The organism is Actinoplanes sp. NPDC049668 (assembly GCF_044465445.1).
In the GTDB taxonomy this organism is placed as follows: domain Bacteria; phylum Actinomycetota; class Actinomycetes; order Mycobacteriales; family Micromonosporaceae; genus Actinoplanes.
The window spans coordinates 685,441-709,331 of sequence record NZ_JBITLR010000001.1; the positions used below are offsets into that span (position 1 = coordinate 685,441).

23 protein-coding genes are annotated in these 23,891 nt (G+C 72.8%); 13 read left to right on the forward strand and 10 right to left on the reverse strand.

Annotated elements, in window-relative coordinates; translation table 11 throughout:
* Positions 1–102 precede the first annotated feature (102 nt).
* Entirely contained in the window at positions 103–177 is a 75-nt protein-coding gene (locus ACIBSW_RS03135) for a 50S ribosomal protein bL37 (RefSeq protein WP_369814844.1), read from the forward strand.
* A gap of 70 nt (positions 178–247) precedes the next feature.
* Here ACIBSW_RS03135 and rsrA read toward each other — a convergent pair whose 3' ends face one another.
* The 5 genes from rsrA to ACIBSW_RS03160 form a co-directional block, all read right to left on the reverse strand.
* Positions 248–526, reverse strand: a complete 279-nt coding sequence (gene rsrA / locus ACIBSW_RS03140; protein WP_354727624.1) for a mycothiol system anti-sigma-R factor — start codon at positions 524–526, stop codon at positions 248–250.
* A 5-nt stretch (positions 527–531) separates the two neighbouring features.
* Positions 532–1,314, reverse strand: coding sequence for a sigma-70 family RNA polymerase sigma factor (locus ACIBSW_RS03145; protein WP_354727623.1), 783 nt, complete (start codon positions 1,312–1,314; stop codon positions 532–534).
* 121 nt (positions 1,315–1,435) lie between these two features.
* Entirely contained in the window at positions 1,436–2,038 is a 603-nt protein-coding gene (locus ACIBSW_RS03150; RefSeq protein WP_354727617.1) for an alpha/beta family hydrolase, read from the reverse strand.
* Between the two features lie 11 nt (positions 2,039–2,049).
* Positions 2,050–2,445 (reverse strand): WhiB family transcriptional regulator, encoded by a 396-nt coding sequence (locus ACIBSW_RS03155; RefSeq protein WP_354727616.1) that lies wholly within the window; start codon positions 2,443–2,445, stop codon positions 2,050–2,052.
* 228 nt (positions 2,446–2,673) lie between these two features.
* Positions 2,674–3,363, reverse strand: a complete 690-nt coding sequence (locus ACIBSW_RS03160; RefSeq protein WP_354727614.1) for an SOS response-associated peptidase — start codon at positions 3,361–3,363, stop codon at positions 2,674–2,676.
* A 76-nt stretch (positions 3,364–3,439) separates the two neighbouring features.
* Here ACIBSW_RS03160 and aroA point away from each other — a divergent pair, with 76 nt between their 5' ends.
* The 6 genes from aroA (at position 3,440) to ACIBSW_RS03190 (ending at position 9,049) form a co-directional block, all read left to right on the forward strand.
* On the forward strand, positions 3,440–4,723 hold the full coding sequence (gene aroA, locus ACIBSW_RS03165; protein WP_354727612.1) for a 3-phosphoshikimate 1-carboxyvinyltransferase: 1,284 nt from the start codon (positions 3,440–3,442) through the stop codon (positions 4,721–4,723).
* On the forward strand, positions 4,696–5,778 hold the full coding sequence (rsgA, locus tag ACIBSW_RS03170; RefSeq protein ID WP_404799248.1) for a ribosome small subunit-dependent GTPase A: 1,083 nt from the start codon (positions 4,696–4,698) through the stop codon (positions 5,776–5,778). Before aroA ends, rsgA begins: the two co-directional genes overlap by 28 nt.
* 37 nt (positions 5,779–5,815) lie before the next feature.
* On the forward strand, positions 5,816–6,619 hold the full coding sequence (gene hisN, locus ACIBSW_RS03175) for a histidinol-phosphatase (RefSeq protein WP_354727610.1): 804 nt from the start codon (positions 5,816–5,818) through the stop codon (positions 6,617–6,619).
* A 48-nt stretch (positions 6,620–6,667) separates the two neighbouring features.
* Positions 6,668–7,567: a hypothetical protein gene (locus ACIBSW_RS03180; RefSeq protein ID WP_354727608.1), complete on the forward strand. Its 900-nt coding sequence runs from the start codon at positions 6,668–6,670 to the stop codon at positions 7,565–7,567.
* Between the two features lie 140 nt (positions 7,568–7,707).
* Positions 7,708–8,481, forward strand: a complete 774-nt coding sequence (locus ACIBSW_RS03185) for an ATP-binding protein (RefSeq protein ID WP_354727606.1) — start codon at positions 7,708–7,710, stop codon at positions 8,479–8,481.
* 10 nt (positions 8,482–8,491) lie between these two features.
* Positions 8,492–9,049 carry a DUF5709 domain-containing protein gene (locus tag ACIBSW_RS03190; RefSeq protein WP_354727604.1) on the forward strand — a complete coding sequence of 186 codons (558 nt, stop codon included), beginning with the start codon at positions 8,492–8,494 and terminating at the stop codon, positions 9,047–9,049.
* On the opposite strand, the gene ACIBSW_RS03195 is transcribed toward ACIBSW_RS03190, so the two are convergent.
* The gene (locus tag ACIBSW_RS03195; protein WP_354727619.1) at positions 9,046–9,675 is read right to left on the reverse strand and encodes a response regulator transcription factor; all 630 of its coding nucleotides are present in this window, start codon (positions 9,673–9,675) and stop codon (positions 9,046–9,048) included. The genes ACIBSW_RS03190 and ACIBSW_RS03195 overlap by 4 nt on opposite strands.
* Before the next feature lie 36 nt (positions 9,676–9,711).
* A complete protein-coding gene (gene macS, locus ACIBSW_RS03200; RefSeq protein ID WP_354727602.1) occupies positions 9,712–10,833 on the reverse strand; it encodes a MacS family sensor histidine kinase in 1,122 nt (373 codons plus the stop codon).
* Positions 10,834–11,028: 195 nt separating this feature from the next.
* Between macS and ACIBSW_RS03205 the strand changes: the two genes are divergently transcribed.
* The 4 genes from ACIBSW_RS03205 to ACIBSW_RS03220 all read left to right on the forward strand — a co-directional run bounded on the left by ACIBSW_RS03205 (position 11,029) and on the right by ACIBSW_RS03220 (position 17,332).
* Positions 11,029–12,096 (forward strand): carbohydrate-binding protein, encoded by a 1,068-nt coding sequence (locus tag ACIBSW_RS03205; RefSeq protein ID WP_354727600.1) that lies wholly within the window; start codon positions 11,029–11,031, stop codon positions 12,094–12,096.
* Between the two features lie 20 nt (positions 12,097–12,116).
* Positions 12,117–13,496 (forward strand): IS607 family element RNA-guided endonuclease TnpB, encoded by a 1,380-nt coding sequence (tnpB, locus tag ACIBSW_RS03210; protein WP_354727598.1) that lies wholly within the window; start codon positions 12,117–12,119, stop codon positions 13,494–13,496.
* A gap of 100 nt (positions 13,497–13,596) precedes the next feature.
* Positions 13,597–14,832 carry a family 16 glycosylhydrolase gene (locus tag ACIBSW_RS03215; RefSeq protein ID WP_354727596.1) on the forward strand — a complete coding sequence of 412 codons (1,236 nt, stop codon included), beginning with the start codon at positions 13,597–13,599 and terminating at the stop codon, positions 14,830–14,832.
* A 130-nt stretch (positions 14,833–14,962) separates the two neighbouring features.
* Entirely contained in the window at positions 14,963–17,332 is a 2,370-nt protein-coding gene (locus tag ACIBSW_RS03220; RefSeq protein WP_354727595.1) for a transglycosylase domain-containing protein, read from the forward strand.
* On the opposite strand, the gene ACIBSW_RS03225 is transcribed toward ACIBSW_RS03220, so the two are convergent.
* The gene (locus ACIBSW_RS03225) at positions 17,329–18,579 is read right to left on the reverse strand and encodes a chitosanase (RefSeq protein ID WP_354727593.1); all 1,251 of its coding nucleotides are present in this window, start codon (positions 18,577–18,579) and stop codon (positions 17,329–17,331) included. The genes ACIBSW_RS03220 and ACIBSW_RS03225 overlap by 4 nt on opposite strands.
* A gap of 23 nt (positions 18,580–18,602) precedes the next feature.
* The gene (locus ACIBSW_RS03230; protein ID WP_354727591.1) at positions 18,603–18,854 is read right to left on the reverse strand and encodes a hypothetical protein; all 252 of its coding nucleotides are present in this window, start codon (positions 18,852–18,854) and stop codon (positions 18,603–18,605) included.
* 94 nt (positions 18,855–18,948) lie between these two features.
* Between ACIBSW_RS03230 and malQ the strand changes: the two genes are divergently transcribed.
* Entirely contained in the window at positions 18,949–20,895 is a 1,947-nt protein-coding gene (malQ, locus tag ACIBSW_RS03235) for a 4-alpha-glucanotransferase (protein ID WP_354727589.1), read from the forward strand.
* A gap of 12 nt (positions 20,896–20,907) precedes the next feature.
* Here the strand turns inward: malQ and ACIBSW_RS03240 are convergent, their stop codons facing one another.
* On the reverse strand, positions 20,908–21,297 hold the full coding sequence (locus ACIBSW_RS03240; protein WP_354727587.1) for a hypothetical protein: 390 nt from the start codon (positions 21,295–21,297) through the stop codon (positions 20,908–20,910).
* Positions 21,298–21,503: 206 nt separating this feature from the next.
* Between ACIBSW_RS03240 and ACIBSW_RS03245 the strand changes: the two genes are divergently transcribed.
* The gene (locus ACIBSW_RS03245; protein ID WP_354727585.1) at positions 21,504–23,849 is read left to right on the forward strand and encodes a polyketide synthase dehydratase domain-containing protein; all 2,346 of its coding nucleotides are present in this window, start codon (positions 21,504–21,506) and stop codon (positions 23,847–23,849) included.
* The last annotated feature ends 42 nt before the right edge of the window (positions 23,850–23,891 follow it).

Sequence of the window (23,891 nt, forward strand, 5' to 3'; positions counted from 1 at the left end):
TCCAATCATGGTGCTGCCGTGCGGGCATATGGGGCGTGCCGGGGCGCCGTTCCGCCGCCGACTACCATCGGCGAGTTGGCGTGCGGACGAATGGAGATCGACATGGCGAAGAAGTCTCGCAAGAAGAAGGCCAGGAAGAAGAGCGCGGCGAACCACGGCAAGCGCCCCAACTCCTGAGCCGTGGACGACGGGAAGGGCCGGCAGCGATCGCTGCCGGCCCTTCTTCGTCGCCGCTACCGCCGCGGTCTCAGGGGAGGTACTCGCGCGTCTCCACCTCGACCACGTACTCGCTGAGCTTGATCCGGAGCCGCTCCCGCAGCTCCTGCGGTGCCGTCTCGTCGCCGCAGCAGCGCGCCACCAGGGCCTTGACCTCGTGCTCGATGCCGTACTCCCGTAGGCAGTCCGAGCAGTCGTCGAGGTGCTTGTGGATCAGCTGTCGCCGGTCGTCGCTGCACTCCAGGTCGAGGTACAGGTAGACCTCGCTGATCACTACGCTGCAGTCGGTCTTGTGCTCGTCGTCGTTCACGTCGCTCACGCCTCCTGTGCGGCGCTCGCGCCGGAGCTGCGGGTGATGCCCCGGTCGATGGCGTACTGCTCGAGCATCTTGCGCAGGTTGCGCCGCCCCCGGTGCAGGCGGGACATCACCGTGCCGATCGGCGTGTTCATGATGTCGGCGATCTCCTTGTACGAGAAACCCTCGACATCAGCGAGGTAGACGGCCAGCCGGAAGTCCTCGGGCAGCTGCTGCAGCGCGTCCTTGATGTCGCTGTCGGGCAGCTTGTCCAGCGCCTCGGTCTCGGCCGAGCGCAGGCCCGCGGAGGTGTGCGACTCGGACGAGGCGAGCTGCCGGTCCGAGATCTCCTCGGTCGGCGCCTGCACGGGCTGACGCTGCCGGCGCCGATAGGAGTTGATGTAGGTGTTGGTGAGGATGCGGTAGAGCCAGGCCTTGAGGTTCGTACCCTCCTCGAACTGGTGGAAGGCCGAGAACGCCTTGAGGAAGGTCTCCTGCACGAGATCCTCGGCGTCGGCGGGGTTGCGCGTCATCCGCAGGCCCGCCGCGTACAGCTGGTCGACGAACGGCAGCGCGTCGCGTTCGAAGCGCGCGCGGCGCGCCTCGGCCTTCTCGCTGCGTTCGGTCCGTTCGGTCCGCTCTGCTGGCGTCACCCGCAAATCTCCCCTCGACCGCCACGCCGAGGATACGGGTTGTCCCCCGCTCGCCGATTCGAAAACCGCCGGTGTGCGGACTCTCACCGATGAACGGACGCCCGCCGGGGCGGTCGCGGGCCACTCGGGCGAGCGCAGCAGGCCGTTCATCTGGCGGGTCCGCAGACCGTCGCGCTCCACGAATCCGGTTTCGGCTCGCACTTTGGGGTACCCCTTCCGACACACTGCCTTCCGGGTGGTGCAACGGCGGCGGGGTGGCCCGCATTCCGGCTCATCGGGCCCAGCTGTTGGCCGCCAGCCAGGCGGCCACGATCTCGGCGGTTCCGGGCAGGTCACGGCGCAGATCATGCACCGCTCCCGGGCGTACGGCGACCTGCACCGGGCCGCCCGGCTCCGGCACGCCGAACGGGTCCCGGTCGCCGTTGACCACCAGGGTGGGCAGGTCCGCCGGCAGCTCGCCGGCGCGGCTGCGCTCGGGCCGGCCCGGCGGGTGCAGCGGAAAGGCCAGGGCCAGCACGCCGGCCGCGCCGAGCGCCGGCGCCGTGCGGCAGGCCACCCGGGCGCCGCTCGAGCGGCCGCCCAGGACGAGCGGTAGGCCGTCCATCCGGATCTCGGACACCACCGCGGTCCAGGCCTCGTCGAGCTGGCCGGCCGGGGCGGGCGCGCGACGGCCGGCGACCCGGTACGGCTGGGTCACCAGCGCCACCCGGACCCCCGCGGCGACGGCCACGTCGTGCACCGCCGTCAGGTCGGGCGCGTCGACGCCGCCGCCGGCGCCGTGGCCGAGGACGAGCAGGCTGACGGGCGGGCCGGCCGGGTCCGTGATCCGGATCCCCGCCGGCCCGCGCGGCGTTTCGATGAAGGAGCTGTCCACGACTCCTATGTCTAGCGGCTTATCGGCACCAGCGTGAGCAGCCGGCGGTCTTCCTCGTCCGTGCCGTCGTCGACCTCCGCCCCGTCGGGCTGCACCCGTTCGCGCCAGGCGACCAGCATCGCCCGCCGCTCCCTGGGTGTCGTCCCGCCCCAGACGCCGTGGCAGTCGCCGACCTGCAACGCCCAGGCCAGGCACGGCCCCTGCACGTCGCAGCCCCCGCAGAGCGCGACAGCGCTCTCGGAGGGTTCGTTCGGAGCCGGAAAGAACGTCTCAGGGTCGACCGTGCGGCAGTTGCCGCGGGTACGCCAGGCCTCGTCGGACCTGCGTTCGTCGATCGCACTGAGCAGCCGCGGGTCGCGCCTTGCAATGGCGACCTCATGTGGACGCGGCATTCGAGCACGTGTCATCAGCCCACCTCCCCCGTGGGTGCCGGTAGGGCCGTGACGGACGGTCCGCACCGTGCGGACCGGCATCACACCGGCCCTGGTTTCTATCGCACGGAAGAAGATCAGAACAAGGGGCTTGTCGATCTCCTAACAAAGCTGGCTGATAAAAGTGCCTGCATTTGCGGCAAAAGTCGGCCGCTTTTCGTCACGAAGCGGCAATTCAGACACGCGAATGAACACCGGATTCAATCAGAAGAGGGTCGCCTCCGCCTCGATCACCGGCTCGGGCGCCGTCAGCAGGTGCGGGCCGTTGTTGCGCACGTTGCCCACGTCCGGGCGGACCGGGCGGACCTCGATCGCCGCCAGCTCGGCGGGCGACATCGGCCGCAGCAGGTCCGGCGCGTCGCCGCCGCCGGCCAGCCACTCGGGCCAGCGCTCCCGCGGCAGGATCAGCGGCATCCGGTCGTGCACGGCGGCGAGGCCGCCCAGCGCGGCGGTGGTCAGCACGCTGCAGGTCAGGGACTGCTCGCGCCACATCGTCCAGATGCCCGCGAAGGCGAGCACGGACGAATCGGCCGGCGTCATGTAGAAGGCCTGGCGCTTCCTGCCGTCGCGGACCCACTCGAACCAGCCGTCGGCCGGCACCAGGCAGCGGCGGCGCTGGAACGAGGGCGCGAACGCCGGCGACGTCGCCACGGTCTCGGCGCGGGCATTGATCATCCGTGCGCCGGCCCGCGGATCGTCCGCCCAGGGCGGGATCAGGCCCCAGCGCGCCGTGTCGACGACCCGGGCGTCGTGGCGCCGCGACATCCGGACCACCGGCACCGGATCGGTCGGTGCGACGTTCCAGCTCGGCGCCAGCTCCTCGGCGACGGTCACCGCGTCGAAGAGCAGGCCGAGATCGGCCTCGCTCCGCGTCGTCGCGTACCGCCCGCACATGCCAGGGACCCTACGCCGCTCGCCGCTTTCGTGTTGCCCCGCGCAGGCTGTCGTAGCCGACCGGCAGAATGGGGGCGTGACTACTCAAGCGCGTCCCTGGACGGCTCCCGTCGCCGGCGGCCCGGTCGCCACCACGGTGCGGCTGCCCGGGTCGAAATCGATGACCGCGCGGGCGCTGGTGCTCAGCGCGCTCGCCGACGGGCCGTCCGAGATCCGCCGCCCGCTGCGCGCCCGCGACACCACGCTGATGGCCGCGGGCCTGCGCGCGCTGGGCGTCACGCTCGACACCGGCGCCGACGAGCTGTGGCGGGTCGAGCCGGGCGACCTGCGCGGGCCGGCCCGCATCGACGTCGGCCTGGCCGGCACGATCATGCGCTTCGCGCCGCCGGTCGCCGCGCTGGCCGACGGCACGGTGACCTTCGACGGCGACCCGCACGCGCGCAACCGACCGCTGCGGCCGATCGTCGAGGCGCTGCGCGCGCTCGGCGCCGACATCGACGCGTCGCCGACCGGCGGGCTGCCCCTGGTCGTGCGCGGCACCGGACTGCTCGCGGGCGGCGAGGCGGTCATCGACGCCTCCGGCTCCAGCCAGTTCGTCTCCGGGCTGCTGCTCTCCGCGCCCCGCTTCGCCAAGGGCCTGATCCTGCGCCACGAGGGCCCGCCGGTGCCCTCCGCGCCGCACCTGCGGATGACCACGCACATGCTGCGCGCCGCCGGCGCGACGGTGGACGAGAGCGTGCCCGACGTGTGGGCGGTCGAGCCGGGCGGGCTGCGGGGCCGCACCTGGGACATCGAGCCGGACCTGTCCGGCGCGGCGCCGTTCTTCGCCGCGGCAATGGTCACCGGCGGCACCGTCACGCTGGCCGGCTGGCCGCGCGACAGCTGGCAGCCGGTGCGCCGGCTGACCGAGCTGCTCACCGCGCTCGGCGCCGAGGTCGGCCAGGACGACGAGGGGCTCACCGTGCGCGGCACCGGCGCGCTGCACGGCATCGAGGCCGACCTGTCCGAGGTCAGCGAGCTGACCCCGGTGATAGCGGCGCTCGCGGCCCTGGCCGACTCGCCGTCCGAGCTGCGCGGCGTGGCGCACATCCGCGGCCACGAGACCGACCGGCTCGCGGCGCTCGCCACCGAGCTGGGCAAGGTCGGCGCCGGCATCGTCGAGCACCCCGACGGGCTGGAGATCACCCCCGGCCCGCTGCGCCCGGCCGATTTCGAGACCTACGCCGACCACCGCATGGCGCACGCGGCGGCGGTGATCGGCCTCGCCGTCGAGGGAGTGCGCCTCACCGACGTAGCGTGTACCTCCAAGACCCTGCCCGAGTTCCCCGAGCTCTGGGCGCACCTCGTGACGGGGAGCTGAAGCTGCCGGCCAGAAAGCGTGAGTACGACGAGGACGACGTACGGATCAGGCCCGGCCGTTCCTCGCGCCCACGCACCCGGACCAGGCCCAAGCACGAGGACGCCGTCGACGCCCTCGTGATCACCGTGGACCGGGGCCGCTACGGCTGCGTGCGCGAGGACGCCGAGCACCTGGACGAGCTGATCACCGCCATGCGCGCCCGCGAGCTGGGCCGCAAGTCCGTCGTGGTCGGCGACCGGGTCGCGCTGGTCGGCGACACGTCCGGTGCGCCGGGCGCGCTGGCCCGGATCGTGCGGATCGCCGAGCGCAGCTCGGTGCTGCGCCGCACCGCGGACGACGACGACACCACCCCCGAGGGCCGGCTCGAGCGGGTCGTGGTCGCCAACGCCGACCAGCTGGTCATCGTCAGCGCGCTGGCCGACCCGCCGCCGCGGACCGGCTTCATCGACCGCTGCCTGGTGGCGGCCTACGACGCGGACATCGAGCCGCTGCTGTGCTTCACCAAGGCCGACCTGGCGGGCCCCGAGGCGGTGCTGGACTACTACACCGAGCTGGACCTGCCGTACGTGCTGGTCAAGCCCGACAGCGACCTGACCGAGGTGCGGGACCGGCTGGCCGGCCGGATCTCGGTCCTGGTCGGCCACTCCGGCGTCGGCAAGTCCACGCTGGTCAACCGGCTGGTCCCCGACGCGCTGCGGGCGGTCGGCGTGGTCAGCGCGATCGGCAAGGGCCGGCACACCTCGACCAGCGCGGTGGCGCTGCGCCTGCCCCGGGTCCGCCGCAAAGGCGACCCCGGCTGGATCATCGACACGCCCGGCATCCGGAGCTTCGGGCTCGCGCACGTGAGCGCCGAAAGCCTGCTGCACGGCTTCCCGGACCTGGTCGAGGGCACGGTCGACTGCCCGCCCAACTGCGGACACGCCGCCGGCGACGTGGACTGCGCCCTGGACGCCTGGATCACCGCGGGCAAGGCCGACGCGCGGCGCCTGGCCTCGTACCGCAGGCTGCTGACCTCGCGCGCCGGCGAGCCGGACCCGCGCGATCAGATCGAGTGACGCCAAGGGTGCGACCGGATCGGCTAGCGTGCCCGGCATGGCCTCGTATGCCGATGACCTCGCCCTTGCCCACATGCTCGCCGACACGGCCGACTCGATCTCCATGGCCCGGTTCCGCGCACTGGACCTGCACGTCGAGGCCAAGCCCGACCTGACGCCGGTCTCCGATGCGGACACCGCCGTCGAGAAGGCGATCCGCGGGACGCTGTCGCGGGCCCGGCCCCGCGACGGCGTGCTCGGCGAGGAGTTCGGCATGTCGACCCCGCCCGCCGGGCAGGGCAACCGGCACTGGGTGATCGACCCGATCGACGGCACCAAGAACTTCATCCGCGGCGTGCCGGTCTGGGGCACCCTGATCGCCCTGATGGAGGGCGAGCGCCCGGTCGCCGGCCTGGTGTCCGCGCCCGCGCTGGGCCGGCGCTGGTGGGGTGCGGTGGGGCACGGCGCCTACGCAGGCCGGCACCAGCGCGCCGCCACCAAGATCTCCGTCTCCGCCGTGCGCAAGCTCGGCGACGCCAGCTTCTGCTACGCGAGCCTGCCGGCCTGGGAGGAGGCCGGCCGGCTCGAGCCGATGCTGGACATCATGCGCGACTCCTGGCGTAGCCGGGCGTACGGCGACTTCTACGGCTACATGCTGCTCGCCGAGGGCGCCCTGGACGTCATGGTCGAGCCCGAGCTGTCGCTCTGGGACGTGGCGGCGCTGATCCCGATCGTCACCGAGGCCGGCGGCGAGTTCACCGACCTCGACGGGCAGCGCGCGCCGGGCGACGGTAGCGCCATCGCCACCAACGGTCACCTGCACGCCGAAATCCTCGGACGGCTGGCCCGTGCGACGGCGTGACGCACCGATAGTCCTGAGGGGTTGCCGGAGCTGGTCTATTCTCGCCGGGTGATGTCGTCGGGCTGGTTCTATCTCGCCGCGATGATCGCCGCGTACGGCGTCGCCAATCTTCTGCAGTCCGTGGCGGCCGCGCGCACGACCGTGCATCACACCTTCGACCCGCAGCTGCTGGTCCGGCTCGCCTGTCACCGTACGTACCTGCTCGGCCTGTTGTGCCAGGTCCTGGGCTTCGTGCTGGCCTTCCTCGCGCGCCGCGACCTACCGCTGTTCCTCGTGCAGGCCAGCGTCGCCGCCGGGCTCGGCGTGACCGCCCTGCTCGGCGTACTGGTGCTGAAGTGGACCCTGCCCGTCGCGGAGGTGGCGCTGCTCGCCCTGCTGCTCGGCGGGATCACGGCGCTGGTGCTCTCCGCGCAGCCGGCGCAGTCCCGGCAGCTGGGCGCCGCGGGGATGTTCGGGCTGGCCGGCGCGCTCCTGGCCATCGCGGTGCTCGGCTTCTTCGCGGTACGACTACACGGCGCCCTCGGCTCCGTCGCGCTCGGTTCCCTGGCCGGCATCGCGTTCTCGGCGGCGGCCATCGCGGCCCGCCCGCTCGCCAGCGAGCAGACGCTCGGCGACTTCTGCGCCAATCCGCTGCTCTATCTGCTGGTCGCGCACTCGCTCGTCGGCCAGCTGCTGCTCGGCCTCGCCATGCAGCGCGGCTCGACGACCGCCGCGGTGGCCGCGATGGACGCCGCCGGCGCCGTTCCGGCGGCCGTCGTCGGCCTGCTCTGGCTCGGCGACAAGATCCACCCGGGCCGGGAGTGGATGGCCGCGGTCGGCTTCGTGGTCACCCTGGCCTCGGTGATCGCCATGACCCGGTACGCCGAGCCGCAGCACCACCACGCGACGGCGCATCCGCGCACGGACCGGCCGAAGGGCAATACGCGTTTGCACCCCGCACGGCGCTGAGTGCATGAGACTCAGGCCACGGGGTACCACCTACACAGGCTATTCAGTCGTTAATAGGGCATACGGCTAGAACGCCTCACAACGGGACCACCACTCCCCGAAATGCGGGGCCGACCCGCGTTACGCACAATGGAGCGATCATGTCGAGCGAGGTCCGGCACCTGGTGGACAGCGGGCAGACCTATCCGGTCGTCCGGCTGACCGGGATCCTCGACGCCGTCACCGCCCCGCTCGTGCGATCCATGCTGCTCGACTTCCTGGCCGGCCAGCCCGAGGCGGTCGTCGTCGACGTGGCCGAACTGAGCATCCGCGACCCGGCGGCGGTCGCCGTGCTGAGCGAGCTCGCCGCGGAGGTCGCCGACTGGCCCGGCAGCCGCCTGATGATCTGCGCGGTCACTGAGGGCGAGGCCTGGCACGGCACCGGGCTGCCGGTGTGGCCGACCGCGACCGAGGCGTTCACCGCGCTCGGCGCCCCGGCACCGGGACACTTCCTCGACCTGACCATGGAGCCGCAGGTCGGCGCGGCCCGGCGCTCGCGCCAGCTGGTCACCGAGGCGTGCGGCCGCTGGGAGCTGCCCGGGCTGGCCGGGCCCGCCTGCACGGTGGTCACCGAGATGGTCAACAACGTCGTCGTGCATGCCAGGACCCCGATGACGGTGCTGCTCGGGCTGCGCGGCGACACGGTGACGGTGGCCGTCCGCGACCACTCGGCGGTCGTGCCGAGCTTCTCCGGCGACCCGGTGCCGGTCACCTCGTACGGCGGCCGCGGCCTGCTGTTGATCGACTCGGTGGCCAGCCGCTGGGGCAGCCTGGCGCTGACCGGCGGCAAGGTCGTCTGGGCGGTGCTCGACGGTGAGCAGGTACGGCCGACGGAAGTCCCAAGCGTAGGTATGGCGGGGCACTCACGCGGGTAGATTGCGGAACATGCGAGACAACGACTACCCGACCGAAGTCTCGGACCCGCAAGCGTCGGGCCTGCCCGAGACCGCGGACCCTGATTCGAACGCGTACGACTCGGTGGACAGCACCCGATGGGCCGACGGCCTCGATCCGGCCGCGCTGCCGGGCGTCGGGCCGGGCGGCTCGAACCGCTTCGGCGACACCCCGGCGGAGGCTCTGCAGGGCGAGTCACTCGCGTACCACCTGCGCCAGGAGGAGCCCGACTACGGCGCCGACGACCCGGATCCGGACACCGACCACGCGTACGACGAGACCGTCGAGGACTCCGAGCAGCTCCGCTTCGACGCGGACGTGTGGGGGCCGGGCCCGACCTCGGACCCGAACTCGGCGGTGTCCCTCTACGACGACGGCCAGCTGGACGAGGAGTCGCCGGAGCCGGTGGGCCGCCTGGTCGCCACGGACGAGGGCTACGGCTTCGACGACGAGGCGGACAGCATCGCCTACGACGCCGGCGCGGCGGGCGGCGGAGCCAGCGCGGAAGAGCTGGCCATGCACGAGACGAACGCGCCGGACTACCGCTAGTCCAGGCCCTGCTCGATCGCGTAGCGGGTCAGCTCGACCCGGTTGTGCAGCTGCAGCTTGCCCAGCGTGTTCTGCACGTGGTTCTGCACGGTGCGGTGGCTCAGCACCAGCCGCTCGGCGATCTGCCGGTAGGACAGGCCCTTCGCCACCAGGCGCAGCACCTCGGTCTCGCGCTCGGTCAGCTTGGGGGTCAGGGCGTCCGGGGCGGCCGGCTCGACGGCCAGCCGGCGGAACTCGCCGAGCACCAGGCCCGCCAGGCCCGGCGTGAAGACGGTGTCGCCGGCGGCGGTGCGGCCCACCGCGTCCAGGAACTCCGCCTGCGCGGCTGACTTCAGCAGGTAGCCGCTCGCGCCCGCCTTGACCGCGTCGAGCACGCTCTGCTGCTCGCCGCTGGCGGAGAGCATCAGGACCCGGACGCCCGGCACCGCCTCGAGCAGGCCGTTGATCACCTCGACCCCGGAGACGTCCGGCAGCTGCAGGTCGAGCACCACGACGTCGGGCCGCGCGGCCGCGGCGATGCGGACCGCCTGCCGGCCCTCGCCGGTCGTGGCCACCACGTCGTAGCCGGCGGCCGTCAGGTCGCGGCTCACGCCCTCGCGCCACATCGGGTGATCGTCGACGACCATGACCCGCGTTCTGGGTGCGTCTGTCACCGGCTCAGCCTATCGGCGCGGCAGCGCGAGCTCGACCTCCGTGCCCTGCCCCGGCGCCGAGATGATCCGGACCGTGCCGCCGAGATCGGCGAGCCGGCCGCGGATCGACTGTGCCACGCCGAGCCGGCCCTGCTCCTCGGCCTCGTCGAGCCGCGCGGGCGCGATGCCGGGGCCCTCGTCACGCACGCTGACCGTCACCTCGGCCGGCTCGTCCTCGACCAGCACCCAGGCCTTCGTGCCGGGCTCGCAGTGCCGCACCACGTTGTCCAGGGCCGCCGCGACGGCCGCGGCGAGCTCCGCGGCGACGCGGGCAGGCAGCCGGACCGCACCGGCCGGACCCGCGACCGACACCGTCGCCGACGCGTACGGCTCGAGCAACGCCATCAGGTCCGCCTCGGCGTGCTCGTCCGGTCGTTCGGCGGTGCGGCCCGTGACCAGGGTGCGCAGCGCTGCCTCCTGCTCGCCGGCCAGCCGCGCCAGCTCGCCGGCCTCGCCGTCCAGCCCGGCGCCGCGGCGCTTGACCAGGGCCAGCACCTGTAGCACCGAGTCGTGGATGTCGCGGGCGAGCCGCTCCCGTTCCCGGGTCGTCGCCTCCAGCTGGACGGCGCGTTCGAGCCGCTGCTGCGACACCTCGGCGACCCCGACCAGGTAGCCGACCGCGGTCGCGGCCAGCACCATCAGCACCGTTCCGGTGAACGCGGCCTGGTCGTAGTGCGCGCGGACGGTCAGGTCGGTGATGCCCATGGCCAGGGCGGCGACGATGCCCCAGCGCCGGCCGCCCGCGACGGCCCACGCGAGCACCGGGGCGACGTGCCAGGCCACCGCGAGCGTCGGCCGGCCCTCCTCCAGCGCGACCCGCCCGATCACCCAGACGCTGGCGGCCAGCACGGCCATGGTGATGAGCAGGTCGGCGATGAGCAGCGGTGGCCGGCGCCGGGCCGGCACGGCGTACGCGTACGTGGTGAAGACCGTCCAGCCCGCCATCACCGCGAGCACCGGCCAGGCGAGCATCGGCCGCTCGTACGCGCCGACGTTGCGGACCACCAGCACGGCGACGTAGAGCAGCGCGGCGATCCGGAACACGGCGATCGCCCGCCAGAGCGGGGTCTGCAGCCCACTCGATTCCGCCATGCGGGAACGATCCCACACCTGGCCGGGAGCCGCCCGCCCGCGGCGATCAAAAACGGACTCCGAGGTCATTTCGCGCCGCCCGGCGACCTGGATTCTGAATCTTCGTTTAATTTCATCCCCTCGGCTTGACGTTTCGACGCAGATCTTCTTAGGTCTCTGCTGACGCATCAGCACCTTTGGCCTCGGAGGTTTCCCGTGCCGCGACACAGCCTGCCGCCGCAACCCACCTGGCTGCGGCCCCGACTCGTCGTCGCATTCGTGGTCGCGACCGCCGGACTGGCCACCGCCATCTGGCTGCCGACCCGCAACGACAGCGCGGACGCCGCGGAACGGGACCGCGCCGGGAACAACGACCGCCGGGACCGCGACCGGAGCCCGTCGCTGACGGCGTTCGCCGACGACTTCGACGGCAAGCGCGGCAGCACGGTCGACCCGACCAAGTGGTCGCTGAACACGGACCGGGCCGACAACGGGCTGCAGTTCCGCGAGAGCACCCGCAACGCGCGCCTGGACGGCGACGGCAACCTGACGATCGTCCTGCGCCGGGAGGACGAGGGCGGGTTCTCCTCGGCCCGGCTGCTGACCAAGGACCGGCTGCGCGCCACCGCCGGCCACGCCGAGGCCCGGATCAAGACGCCCGAGGGCGACGCGAGGCCGGTCTTCGAGCTGATCGGCGCCGGCCGGCAGAGCTTCGCCTCGTTCGAGGTGCTGACTGAGTCGCTCTCCGACGACTTCCACACGTACGCGGTGGACTGGGCGCCCGGCGAGGCGGTCCTCTCGGTGGACGGCCAGGAGGTCTCCCGGGTCACGCCCGAGGGCGGCCTGGGCACCGACCAGTCGTTCCGGCTGGCGCTGAGCCTGGCCACCGGCGACGACCGTTCGGGCAACGGCCTCCCGGCGCGGATGCAGGTCGACTCGGTCAGCTTCGCGGCCGCGGGCGCGACCGAGCCGCCGGCCACCGAGCCGCCGGCGACCGAGCCGCCCACCGAGCCGCCGGCCACCGCACCGACGACCGAGCCGCCGGCGACCGCGCCGACCGAGGCTCCCACCACCGAGCCGCCGACCACGGCGCCGACGACGGAGCCGCCCACGACTCCGCCGACGACCGCTCCCCCGGCCACGCCCGAGTGGGCGCCGTTCACCGACTACGTGGCCGGCCAGCCCGTGAAGTTCAAGGGCGTCGAGTACCAGGTGCTGGAGACACACACGTCGCTGCCGGGCTGGGAGCCGACCGCACTGCCGAGTCTCTTCAAGAAGTTGTAACAACGGGCGGACGGTCCGCGGTGAAGACGATCCAGGCGTACCGGTACGCGCTGGACCTCACTGCGGGCCAGGAACGGGCGGTGCTCGCGCACGCCGGTGCTGCCCGCGTCGCGCACAACTGGGCGCTCGCTCGGGTCAAGGCGGTCATGGACCAGCGCACCGCGGAACGCACCTACGGCGTGCCAGACGAGCACCTCACGCCGTCGCTGTCGTGGTCACTTGCCGGGCTGCGCAAGGCGTGGAACGCCACCAAGGCCGACGTCGCGCCGTGGTGGGGCCAAGTGTCGAAAGAGGCGTTCAACACCGGCCTGGACGCCCTTGCCCGCGCGCTGAAGAACTGGTCGGACGCCCGCAGCGGGAAACGGGCCGGACGCCCGGTCGGCTTTCCACGGTTCAAGTCTCGCCGGCGCACCGTTCCGTCGGTGCGGTTCACCACCGGCGCGATCCGGGTCGAGCCGGACCGTATGCACGTCGTCTTGCCGAGGCTGGGCCGGTTGAAGCTGCACGAGTGCGCCCGCAAACTCGCTCGCCGCATCGACAACGGCACGGCCCGGATCATGTCCGCCACACTGCGCCGTGACGGTGGCCGGTGGCACGTCGCGTTCTGCGTCGAGGTGGAACGCAGGCAGCGGATGCCGGCCCGGCCCGGCAGCGTGGTCGGCGTGGACGTCGGCATCAAACACCTCGCCGTGCTGTCCACCGGCGAACTCGTCGACAACCCGCGCCACCTGGCCGTCGCGCGGGCCCGGCTGCGTTTGCTGGGCCGGGCGCTGTCCCGCAAGCAAGGCCCGGACCGGCGTGCCGGACGGCGGCCGTCGAAGCGGTGGCAACGCGCCGCGGCCCGGCTCGGCCGCGCCCACGCCCGCGTGGCGAACCTGCGCTGCGACGGCCTGCACAAGCTCACCAGCCGGCTGACGGCCGAGCACGCCACGGTCGTGGTCGAGGACCTCAACGTCATCGGCATGCTGGCCAACCGGCGCCTGGCACGACACGTCGCCGACGCCGGATTCGCCGAAATCCGCCGGCAGTTGGCGTACAAGACCGTGTGGAACGGTGGACGGCTGCTGGTCGCCGACCGCTGGTATCCGTCCTCGAAGACCTGCTCGGGTTGCGGCGCGGTGAAAGCCAAGCTCGCCCTCTCCGAGCGCGAGTACCACTGCGAGGTATGCGGACTGGTCATCGACCGCGACCGCAACGCCGCGTTGAACCTGGCCGCCCTCGCGGCCGAGTTCGACACCGCCGGGAGTGGCCCGGTGGCAGCACGTGGAGCCGCCCGTAAGACCCGCGTACGCGGGCAGGCGGCCGTGAAACGTGAACCCGGCACCGCGCCCGCGGGTCAGACCGGGACCGTCCCACCGCAAGGCGGGACTACCGATCGCGTGCTCACCAGAGCGCGCTGAAAGGCAACGGTTCCGGAACCAGTCTCTATTGACTGAGGCTGGTCGATCTGTAAACACTATTTAAAGTGTTAACACCTCTTCCCCCGGAGGTTCCATCCCCATGCGTAATATCCGTAAACTACTCGCCGCGACCTTGGTCGCGGCGAGCCTCACGACAGGCCTCGTCGCCACCTCCCGCAACGACACCGCCGAGGCCGCCATCGGCCCCATCACCTGGCAGGACGAGTTCAACGGCCCGGCCGGCGCCTCGATCGACTCCGCGAAGTGGAAGTTCGACATCGGCGGCAGCGGCTGGGGCAACAACGAGCAGCAGTACTACACCAACTCGACCGGCAACGTCTCGCAGAACGGCCAGGGCCAACTGGCGATCACGGCGCGCCGGGAGAACCCGGCGAACTACCAGTGCCACTACGGCACCTGCCAGTACACGTCGGGCCGGATCCTGACCGCGGACAAGTTCACCCAGCGGTACGGCCGCTTCGAGGCCTCCATCAAGGTCCCGAAGGGTCAGGGCATCTGGCCCGCGTTCTGGATGCTCGGCGGCAACAACTGGCCCACCACGGGCGAGATCGACATCATGGAGAACATCGGCCGGGAGCCGAACACGCTCTACGGCACCGTCCACGGACCCGGCTACTCCGGCGCCGAGGGCATCGGTGGCAGCCGCAACATCGGCACCCCGCTGAGCAACGCGTTCCACAACTACGCGGTGGAGTGGTCGCCCAACCTGATCGTCTGGTACCTGGACGGCAGCGAGTACTTCCGGGTCACCCCGGCCAGCCTCGGCGGCGACCAGTGGGTCTTCGACCACCCGTTCTTCATGATCCTGAACGTGGCCGTCGGCGGTTACTGGCCCGGCTACCCGGACGGGACCACGGTGTTTCCGCAGACCATGCTCGTCGACTACGTCCGCGTCTCGGCCTGGACCGACGGCACCACGCCGCCGCCGAGCGGCAGCACCGCGCTGCGGTCGAACTTCAGCAACCGCTGCATCGACATCCCGTCGGGCAACCCGGTCGACGGGGCCCGCCTGCAGATGTGGGACTGCAACGGCACCGCCGCGCAGAAGTGGTCGTTCGCGAGCGACGGCACCGTGCGGGGGCTGGGCAAGTGCATGGATCCGGCCGGCGGTGCGCTGGCCAACGGCACGCCGATCCAGCTGGTCACCTGCAACGGCAACCCGGTGCAGCGCTTCACCCTCTCGGCCGCCGGCGACCTGGTGAACGTCTCCGCCAACAGGTGCGTCGACATCAAGGAGTGGAACAGCGCGAACGGCGCACAACTCCAGCTCTGGGACTGCGGCGGCACTTCGAACCAGAAGTGGACGAAGGCCTGACCCAGGCCGTACGAGCCGGACGGACCGGCGGCACACCGATGCCGCCGGTCCTTCGTTTGCGCATGATCGCTAAAGTCCACCGCGGTCGCCGCCCCCGCGGCGCGCCGAGGCCTGCGAAACGGACACCCTGATGCGCGGACGCGATCACCACTTCGTCACGAACGTGACTTCGCTGCTGATCTGTGGCCTGTTGGCCGGTATCGCCGTCGCCGCGGCCGCCTTCCCCGCCGTCGCCATGTCCGGTCTGGCGGCCAAGGCCGGCAGCGAAGGCTTCGCGAGCCTGCCCAGCGAGCTCAAGCAGGCGACCGCGCCGCAGCTGACCCGGGTCTTCGCCGCCGACAACAAGACGCCCATCGCGGTGTTCTACGACGAGTTCCGCAGCGAGGTGCCGCTCAAGGACATCTCGATCAACATGCAGAACGCGATCGTCGCGGCCGAGGACCACGAGTTCTACACGCACAACGGCGTCGACCTCAAGGGCGCCGCCCGCGCGATGGTCAACAACTCCGGCAAGCAGAACTCCAAGCAGGGCGCGTCGACGCTGACGATGCAGCTGGTCCGCATGTCGCTGTCGTACACGGCGACCTCGCCGCAGGAGGTGGTCGACGCCACCAAGGACACCCCGGCCCGCAAGATCGCCGAGATGAAGTACGCGATGCAGATCGAGAAGAAGCTGACCAAGCAGCAGATCCTGGAGCGCTACCTCAACGCGGCGCCCTTCGGAAACGGCGCGTACGGCGTCTTCGCGGCCAGCCAGGTCTACTTCCGCAAGCCACCCAAGGACCTCACCATCGCCGAGGCCGCGCTGCTGGCCGGCATGGTCAAGGCGCCGACCGGCTTCGACCCGACCACGACGATCGGCTATCCCAAGGCGCTGGACCGGCGCAACTGGGTCATCGGCAACATGCGCGACCTCGGCCACATCACGCCGCAGCAGGCGACCGAGGCCATCGCCGTCAAGCTCGGCCGGACCACCCAGCGCGCCGGCAACGGCTGCGCCGCGGTGAAGACAAACAGCTGGGGCTTCTTCTGCGACTACTTCTACCGCTGGTGGCTCAGCCGGCCCGAGTTCGGCCGCAACCCGTACGACCGCGAGCGGCGGCTGAAGAGCGGCGGCTACACGATCCAGAGCTCGCTCGACATCAAGGCGCAGGCGTCGGCGCGGGACAACATCGCCGACCGGATCGGCGTCAAGAGCCGCGACGCGCTGCTGCTCGCCGCGGTCCAGCCGGGCACCGGCCGGGTACGCGCCCTGGCCGCCAACCGCCGCTTCAAGCTGGACGACGGGCACAACAAGCTGTCCTCGGACCCGGCCAAGGCGGACAAGAACATCCGCGGTAGCTACCCGAACACGACGAACCCGCTGCTCACCGGCGGCGGTGACATCACCGGCTACCAGGCCGGCTCGGTCTTCAAGATGTTCACCATGGTCGCCGCGCTGGAGAACGGCTACCCGCTGGCGTACCCGATCAACACGACGTACCGCTACAAGTCGAGCTACCGCGACTCACCCGGCTGCGGCGGCGGCTTCTACTGCCCGAGCAACGCCTCGAAGAGCGAGAAGGGCCCGTACAACATGTGGACGGGCTTCGGCAGCTCGGTCAACACCTACTTCGTCCCGCTGGAGGAGCGCGTCGGCGCCGACAAGGTCGTCGACGTGGCGCAGCGCTTCGGCGTCCAGTTCCGGGCGCCGGAGGACGAGGACATGGCGACGAAGAACGCCAAGGACTGGGGCGCGTTCACCCTCGGCGTCTCGGCGTCGACCCCGCTGGACATGGCGAACGCGTACGCCACGCTGGCCGGCGACGGCAAGTACTGCACGCCGACGCCCGTTCAGCAGATCACCACGCTGACCGGCGAGAAGCTGGACGTCGGCAAGCCGAGCTGCCGGCAGGTCACCAAGCCGGACGTGGCCCGCGCGGCCCTCGACGCGGCGCGCTGCCCGGTCGGCGACTCGGCCCAGCTGGGCGGCTGCCGCGGCTCGACCGCCGGCGGCGCGCGCGGCATCGTCGGCCATCCGGTCTTCGGCAAGACCGGCACCACCGACAACGACAAGACGGCCTCGCTGATCGTCGGCACCAGCTCGATGGTCGTCGCCGGGTACCTGGTGAACCCGGACTACCAGAACCACCCGTACCGGCTGAGCCACGACGTGGTGAACCCGGCGGTCGAGTACACCCTGCGCGACATCATGAAGGGCAAGCCGCGGGTCCAGTTCAAGCGGCCGTCCGGCAACAAGATCGCCCAGGGCGAGCAGCGCTCGATCCCGGGCTTCGGCTGCATCAGCGTGGCGGACGCGATCGCCAAGGTGGAGGGCGCCGGCTTCACCGCGACGCCGGGCACCGAGGTCGAGTCGGACTGCCCGGAGGGTCAGGCGGCCGGCACGGAACCGTCCGGCCGGACCATCAAGAACGGCTTCGTCAGCATCCAGATCAGCAAGGGCAAGCCGAAGCCGAAGGGCCCCAAGCCGGGGCCGAGCGCGCCGCCCGGCCCGCGCTAGCGGATCGTGTACGTCTCGCCGTAGACCTTCCAGGTCAGCGGCGTGTTCAGGTCGAGGTTGGTGTCGCGCAGGAAGGTGCGCTGCGCGGTCTCGACCCGGGAGACGTCGCGGTGCGCCGGCTCGGTCCGCATCTCCGCGACCCGGGCGTTCAGGAAGGCGTTCAGCCAGACGATCTCGTCGCCGGCCTGGTCCTTCGGCACCTGCGCCTTGCGCAGCGCGGCGGCGCGGATCTCGCGCAGGCCGGTCATGCCGTGCATGACGGCCGCGTCGTAGTAGGCGAACTGCCCGAGCGCGCGCAGCCCGTCGGCCGTGGCGAGGGCGACGGCGGGGTCGAAGTACATCCGGTCCCGCTCGTCCTCCTGCGTCTTCTTGAAGACCGGGTCCGCGGCGGCCGCCTTCCAGGCGGCCGGGTAGCCCGGGTCGAGGCCGGCATGCGAGTCCGACCCGTCGACCGCCCGCAGCGCCGGCAGGTACGGCGCCAGCTTGTTGCCCGGCGACCGCCTCGTGTACTCGGTCACCAGGGCCAGCATGTCCGAGGTGCCGGAGGTGAAGCCGACGATGCCGCCGGTGTAGCCGCGGCCGTCCTTCAGGTCCTCGAGGTAGTCGTACTCGCCGCGCCAGTCCAGCGTGGAGTTCTCCGCGCTGGAGACCAGCGCCAGCGCGGACGCCTTCTTCTTCGGATCGTGCAGCCCCGCGGCGAGCTGCGCCGCCGCGGCGGCGGATCCGGCGACGGTCGCCTCGGCGACCGGCGCGGCCGGGCCGGCGCCGTACGCCTGCACCTCGTACAGCGAGTAGGCCTGCGGGGTGCCCCGCTGCGTGCCGAGCACCCGCAGGTAGCGGCCGGCGCCGGTGAGCTTCTTGAGGTCGTCGGTTCCGCCGTCGCCGTTCGTGGCGGCGTAGAGGTCACGCCAGGCGGAGACGTCGTCGGAGACCTGGACCCGGTACGCCTTCGCGTACCCGGCCGCCCAGTGCAGCCTCACCCGGCTGACGTCCTGCCTCTCGCCCAGGTCGACGAGCAGCCACTGGCTCGCCGGCCCGAGGGTGGCCGTCCACGACGTACTCCCGAAGCCGTCGACGGCCTTCGCGGCGTCGTGCGCGGCGTCGATCACGGTCGACGCGGCGACCGGGCGTCCCTTCGAGAGCAGCACATCGGGAGCCGCGTCGGCGGTGACCGAGATGACCAGCGGCACCGTGCACACCGCGGCGATCCCGGTGCCCAGCGCGATCGCCTTGGCACGGAAGCTCACCCTACAAACCTATGCGGGTGCGCTCAGCGACGCTTACGGTTCCTTGAAATCAGGACGATGGCCAGGATTGTGCCGCCGACGACCACCAGGCAGCACAGGCCGCTGAGGATGCCGAAGAAGCCGACGCCGCCGCGCCGCCGGGATCTGGCCGCCTCGACGGCCAGGTCCGAAACGCCGTTGCTCGCCGCCCAGGCGTGCACGGGCACCACCAGGGTCAGGACGGCTCCGGTCACCACCGCGCCGATCCGGGACCACCACTTCACTGCTGAGGACATGCCGTCCATCTTGGCGGACCCGCGCAAGACACGCTTGACCTTCAAACCCCCCTTCAGGGCAAGGTTGGAGCAGCTGACGAGCGAAGGGGCCGATATGGACGCAGATCTCATTGCTCTTGCCGAGGCGCACGGTGTGGCCACCTGGTACGAGGACTGGCACCGCGAGCGGTGCGACGTTGCGGCGGAGTCGGTGATCGGCGTGCTGGGTCTGCTCGGCGTCGACGCGACCTCGCCGACGGCGATCGCCGCGGAGCTGGCCGCGATCCGTACCGCCGGGGAGCGGCACCGACTGCCCGGCACGGTGATCGTCCGGCAGGGCGGCACCCCGCCGCTGACCGGCACGATCCACCTGGAGGACGGGTCGCTGGTGCGGGCCGACGGCGCGTTGCCGGCCGGCCTGCCGCTCGGCTGGCACCGGCTCGTCACCGACGACCAGGACGTGGCCCTGGTCGTGGTGCCGACCGAGCTGCCCGAGCCGCCGGAGACCTGGGGCTGGATGCTCCAGCTCTACGCCCTGCACTCGGCCGCGTCCTGGGGCGTCGGCGACCTCGGCGACCTGCGCGCCTTCGTCGAGGGCGGCCGGGGCGCCGGGCTGGTCCTGCTGAACCCCCTGCATGCCATCACCCCGACGCTGCCGGTGCCGCCGTCGCCGTACTCGCCGTCGAGCCGGCGCTTCGCGAACCCGCTCTACCTGCGGGTGGCCGACACCGCCGCGTACCGGCGGGCGGACCAGCCGCTGCGGGATCAGGTCGACGCGCTGCGCCCGGCGCCCGCCGCCGACGGGCTCATCGACTACACCGCCGCCTGGCAGGCCAAGCGCGCCGCCCTGCGGCTGCTCTGGCCGCTGGCCGGCGAGGTGGACCTGGACGCCGATCCCGGCCTCACCGACTTCGCGACGTTCTGCGCCCTCGCCGAGGTGCACGGGCCGAACTGGCGGGAGTGGCCGGCCGAGCTGCGGCGCCCGGACTCGCCGGCGGTGCTCGCGGCCCGCGCCGGTGACCGGGTCGCCTTCCACGTCTGGCTGCAGCGGCTGCTCGACGAGCAGCTCGCCGCCGCCAACACCGCCGCCCGGGACGCGGGGATGCCGGTCGGCATCGTGCACGATCTCGCCGTCGGCATCGACCCGAACGGCGCGGACGGCTGGCTGCTGCAGGACGTGCTCGCCGCCGGGGTGCACACGGGCGCGCCGCCGGACGCGTTCAACCAGTTCGGCCAGGACTGGGGGCTCGCCGCCTGGCGGCCGGACCGGCTGATCGAGACCGGCTACGCCGCGTACCGGGACATGCTCCAGCGGATCTTCCGGCGGGCCGGCGGCCTGCGGGTGGACCACGTCGCCGGCCTCTGGCGGCTCTGGTGGGTGCCGCCGGGCCGCGGCGCCGCCGAGGGCACGTACGTGAGCTACGACCCGGAGGCGATGCTGGGCATCCTGGCGCTCGAGGCGCACCGGGCCGGCGCCGTCGTGATCGGCGAGGACCTGGGCACGGTCCAGCCGTTGGTCACCCGGACGCTGGAGCGGATGAACATGCTCGGCTCGGCCGTTCTGTGGTTCACCCGCGACTACCGCAACGACCCGACCGAGCAGTACCTGCCGGCGGCGGACTATCCGCGCAACGCCCTCGCGTCGATCTCCACCCATGATCTGCCGACCGCCGCCGGCTTCCTGGTCGGCGAGCAGGTCCGGGTCCGCGCCGGGCTGGGACAGCTGACCGGGACGCTCGAGGAGGAGCACGATCACGCCGACAAGGACCGGGCCAAGCTGCTGTTCCGGCTCACCGAGGAGGGCCTGATCACCCCCGACACCCCGGCCGACGAGATCATCGTGGCGATGCACCGGTTCCTCGCCCGTACCCCGTGCCGGTTCGTCACCGCGTCGCTGTACGACGTGCTGGGCGAGCTGCGCCAGCCCAACCTGCCCGGCACCTCGGACGAGTATCCGAACTGGCGGATCCCGCTGGCGGCCGGGCTGGAGGAGATCCTGGCGGATCCGCGGCTGGACCGGATCGCCGAGGTGCTGAGCGCGCGGAAGGGCGCGGCCGGCTGAGCCGGCCGCTGCTCAGAGCGCGAAAGGGCGCGGCGGCGGGTCGTCGTCCACGGCGAAGAGCATCGGGTGTACGGCGAGCCGCTGGTCCGGCTCGCGGCAGAGCGGCGGCGGCAGCAGGGACGAGCGGTGCTCCGGGTGCTCCTTGCAGTGCCGCTCGGCCCGGCTGATCGCGTCGGCGTGGTGCCGGCCGCCGCCGTACTCGCCGCAGCTGTCGCAGTCCCATCGCCAGTACGGCGGCCCGGCGTCCGGCGACCGGTGCCGGCGGATCTTCAGCAGCGGCCCGGCCCGGTGCTGGGCCGCGACGAGGATCGCCGCCATGTCGTCGGCCGGCGGCAGCCCGGCGGTCCACACCGGCCCGGGATCGAAGATCTCGGGCAGCGCGCTGGTACCCGTACCCGACACCGCTCACCTCCACGTTGGTCTGCTGGGCTCAGTGTGAACCGGACACGCGGGCCCGGACGGGTGGTTTCACGTATGAGGGCGGCGTCGTTCACCCGTACCGGTAGATGATGGTCGATCCGCGCGTGCGTGCCGTCCGTTATGTCCAGATTGGGGTGGCCGGGCGGGCGCCTCCCGCCCGGCGTTCGCGCCGATCGAGGAGAGCATCCGTGCCGTCCAGCCCGCACCTCCCCCAGTCCGACAACCCGCCGACGGCGGCCGACCCGCCGGGTTGGGAGGTGCTCGAGCTGGCGCGGCGCAGCGCCGAGGCGCACGCGACCTTCCAACGGCTGATGACCGAGGCGCACCTGGAGTACCTGCGCGTCACCGAGACGATCCTGACCGGGCACCTCACGCCGCCACCCACGGGCCCGGCCGCGCCGCACGTGACCGCGCCACAGACGACGGCGCCGCACGTGGCCGCGTCGCACACGGCCGCGCCGACCGTCCCGGCGCAGCCGGACCGGCAGGGGTCGCCCGCCTCCCCACCGGCGGCCGGCGCGGTCCCGCAGTCGCCGGGCGGTGACCTGTCCGGGGCCGGCGTGCTGGTGCGGCCGGCACCGTCCTGGGTGGAGACCGATCTGTGCGGGCGCCCGCTCGCCGGCCTGGACGCCGGCCGGGTGCACGTCGTCGACGGCGGCAGCGGCCTCGGCGCCGCGGTCGCCGCCGAACTCACCGAGCGCGGCGTCGCCGCGACGGTGGCCGACGGCCGCGGACCGGGCGGCGTCATCCTGCTGGCCGGCATGGCCGGCCCGGCCACCCCCGAGGACGCGATCGACACCCAGCTCGCTGGCCTCCGGCTGGCCCGCGAGGGCGGCCGGCGCGGGGTACTCGTGATCGTCGCGGACACCGCCGCCCGGCCCGCCGGCGCCTGGCTCGGCGGCCTGAGCGGCCTGGCCACCGCGGACGACGGGGAACGGCCGCCGGTGTACATCGAGTGCGAGCGCGGCGACCGGGGGCCCGCCGCCCTGGCCGGGGTGATCGCCGACGAGCTCACCCGCGGCGGCGGCGCGCAGCGCGTCCGCCTGGCCGCGGACGGCACCCGCGGCGTCGGCCGGCCGGCCGAGCCCGAGCCCGCGGCCTGGCCCGGTCTCCTGCTCGGACCGCAGCCCCGGATCGGCGCGGACTCGGTGCTCCTGGCCCGCGACTGCGGCATGGCCCTGGTCGACCTGGCCCGCGAGACCCCCTGCCGGCTGGTCCTGCTCGGGGACACGCCACTCGCCGAGGAGCCACCCGGCCTGGCCGACGCACCCGACGAGCGGGCCATCCTGCGCAGGTTCGCGGCCGGCACCGGCGGGCCCGACGGCCTCGCCGGCATGCGGGCCCGGGCCCGCGCGCTGCTGACCGTGCGCGAGGTCCGCGCCACGATCGAGGCCTGCGAGGCGGCCGGGGCGTCGGTCCGCTACCTCTGCGTCGAGAGCGCGGAGACCCTGCCGGCCGCGCTGGACCGCGTCCGGGCCGACTGGGGCCCGATCACCGGCCTCCTGTACGGGCCGGTGCCGACCCCGGCGGCGAAGTCCGACGCCGCGGCCGGCACCCAGCTCACCGGCCTGGCGGCGGCGCTCGCGGCGACCGCGCGGGATCCGCTCGACACGATCGTCCTCTTCTCCGGCACGGCGGATCACCCCGTGGTCCACGCCGCGCTCGACCGGGTCGCCGAGGCCGAGCGGGAGCGCCGCCCCGCCTGCCTCGTACGCTCGCTGACCTGGACCTCCCGGCGTACCGGCGAGGCACGGCCGGAGGAACCGCGGCCCGGCACCGTCGCGGTGAGCGCGACCAGGTATCCCTGGATCGGCGACCACCGGCCGCAGGACGTGCCGATCCTGCCGCCCGCCGCCGGCCTGTGCTGGATGGCCGCGGCCGTCCGGGAGCGCGAGCCCGGCGCCGTGCTCACCGGCTTCCGGGTGCTGCGCCCGGTGGCGACCGCGGAGCCGCAGACGATCTCGATCACCATCTCCGGCCGCGAGGTGTCGCTGATCAACGGCGCCGGCGAGCCGTGCTTCCGGGCCCGGTCCGGCGCGCCCGGCCGGGACCGCGAGTGGCGGCCGACCGGCGACCCGGCGCGGTTCCCGGGCAGCTCGGTCTACGCCGGCCGGCCGCTGTTCCACGGGCCGCTGCTGCGGACGGTCCGCTCGCTGGGCGAGATCGGCCCGACCGGGGTCGTCGGTACGGTGCTCGGCGCCGGCGCGATGAGCTGGGCGGACGACGACCTGCCGGTGGACCTCGCGGCGCTGGACGGCGCCGTGCAGCTCGGCGGGGTCTGGGCGATGGACGAACACCGCCCGGTGCTGCCGATGGGCGTGGCCGAGTGCCGGATCCACCGGTGGGGCCGGCTGCCCGGCCCCGCCCTGTGCGTGGTGGCCGACGGGCGGCGCGACCAGTTCGGCGCGCACTGCGACGCCGCCCTGGTCGGCCCGGACGGCGAGCTGTGGATGGAGCTGCTCGGCATCGAGTTCATCGCCCTCCCCGCGGACGCACCCGCGCTGAGCGCGCCGAACCCGGTGAGCTGGACGTAGGGCCCCGGCCGGGTTCCCCGCCACCCCGCCGCCGCACGGCAG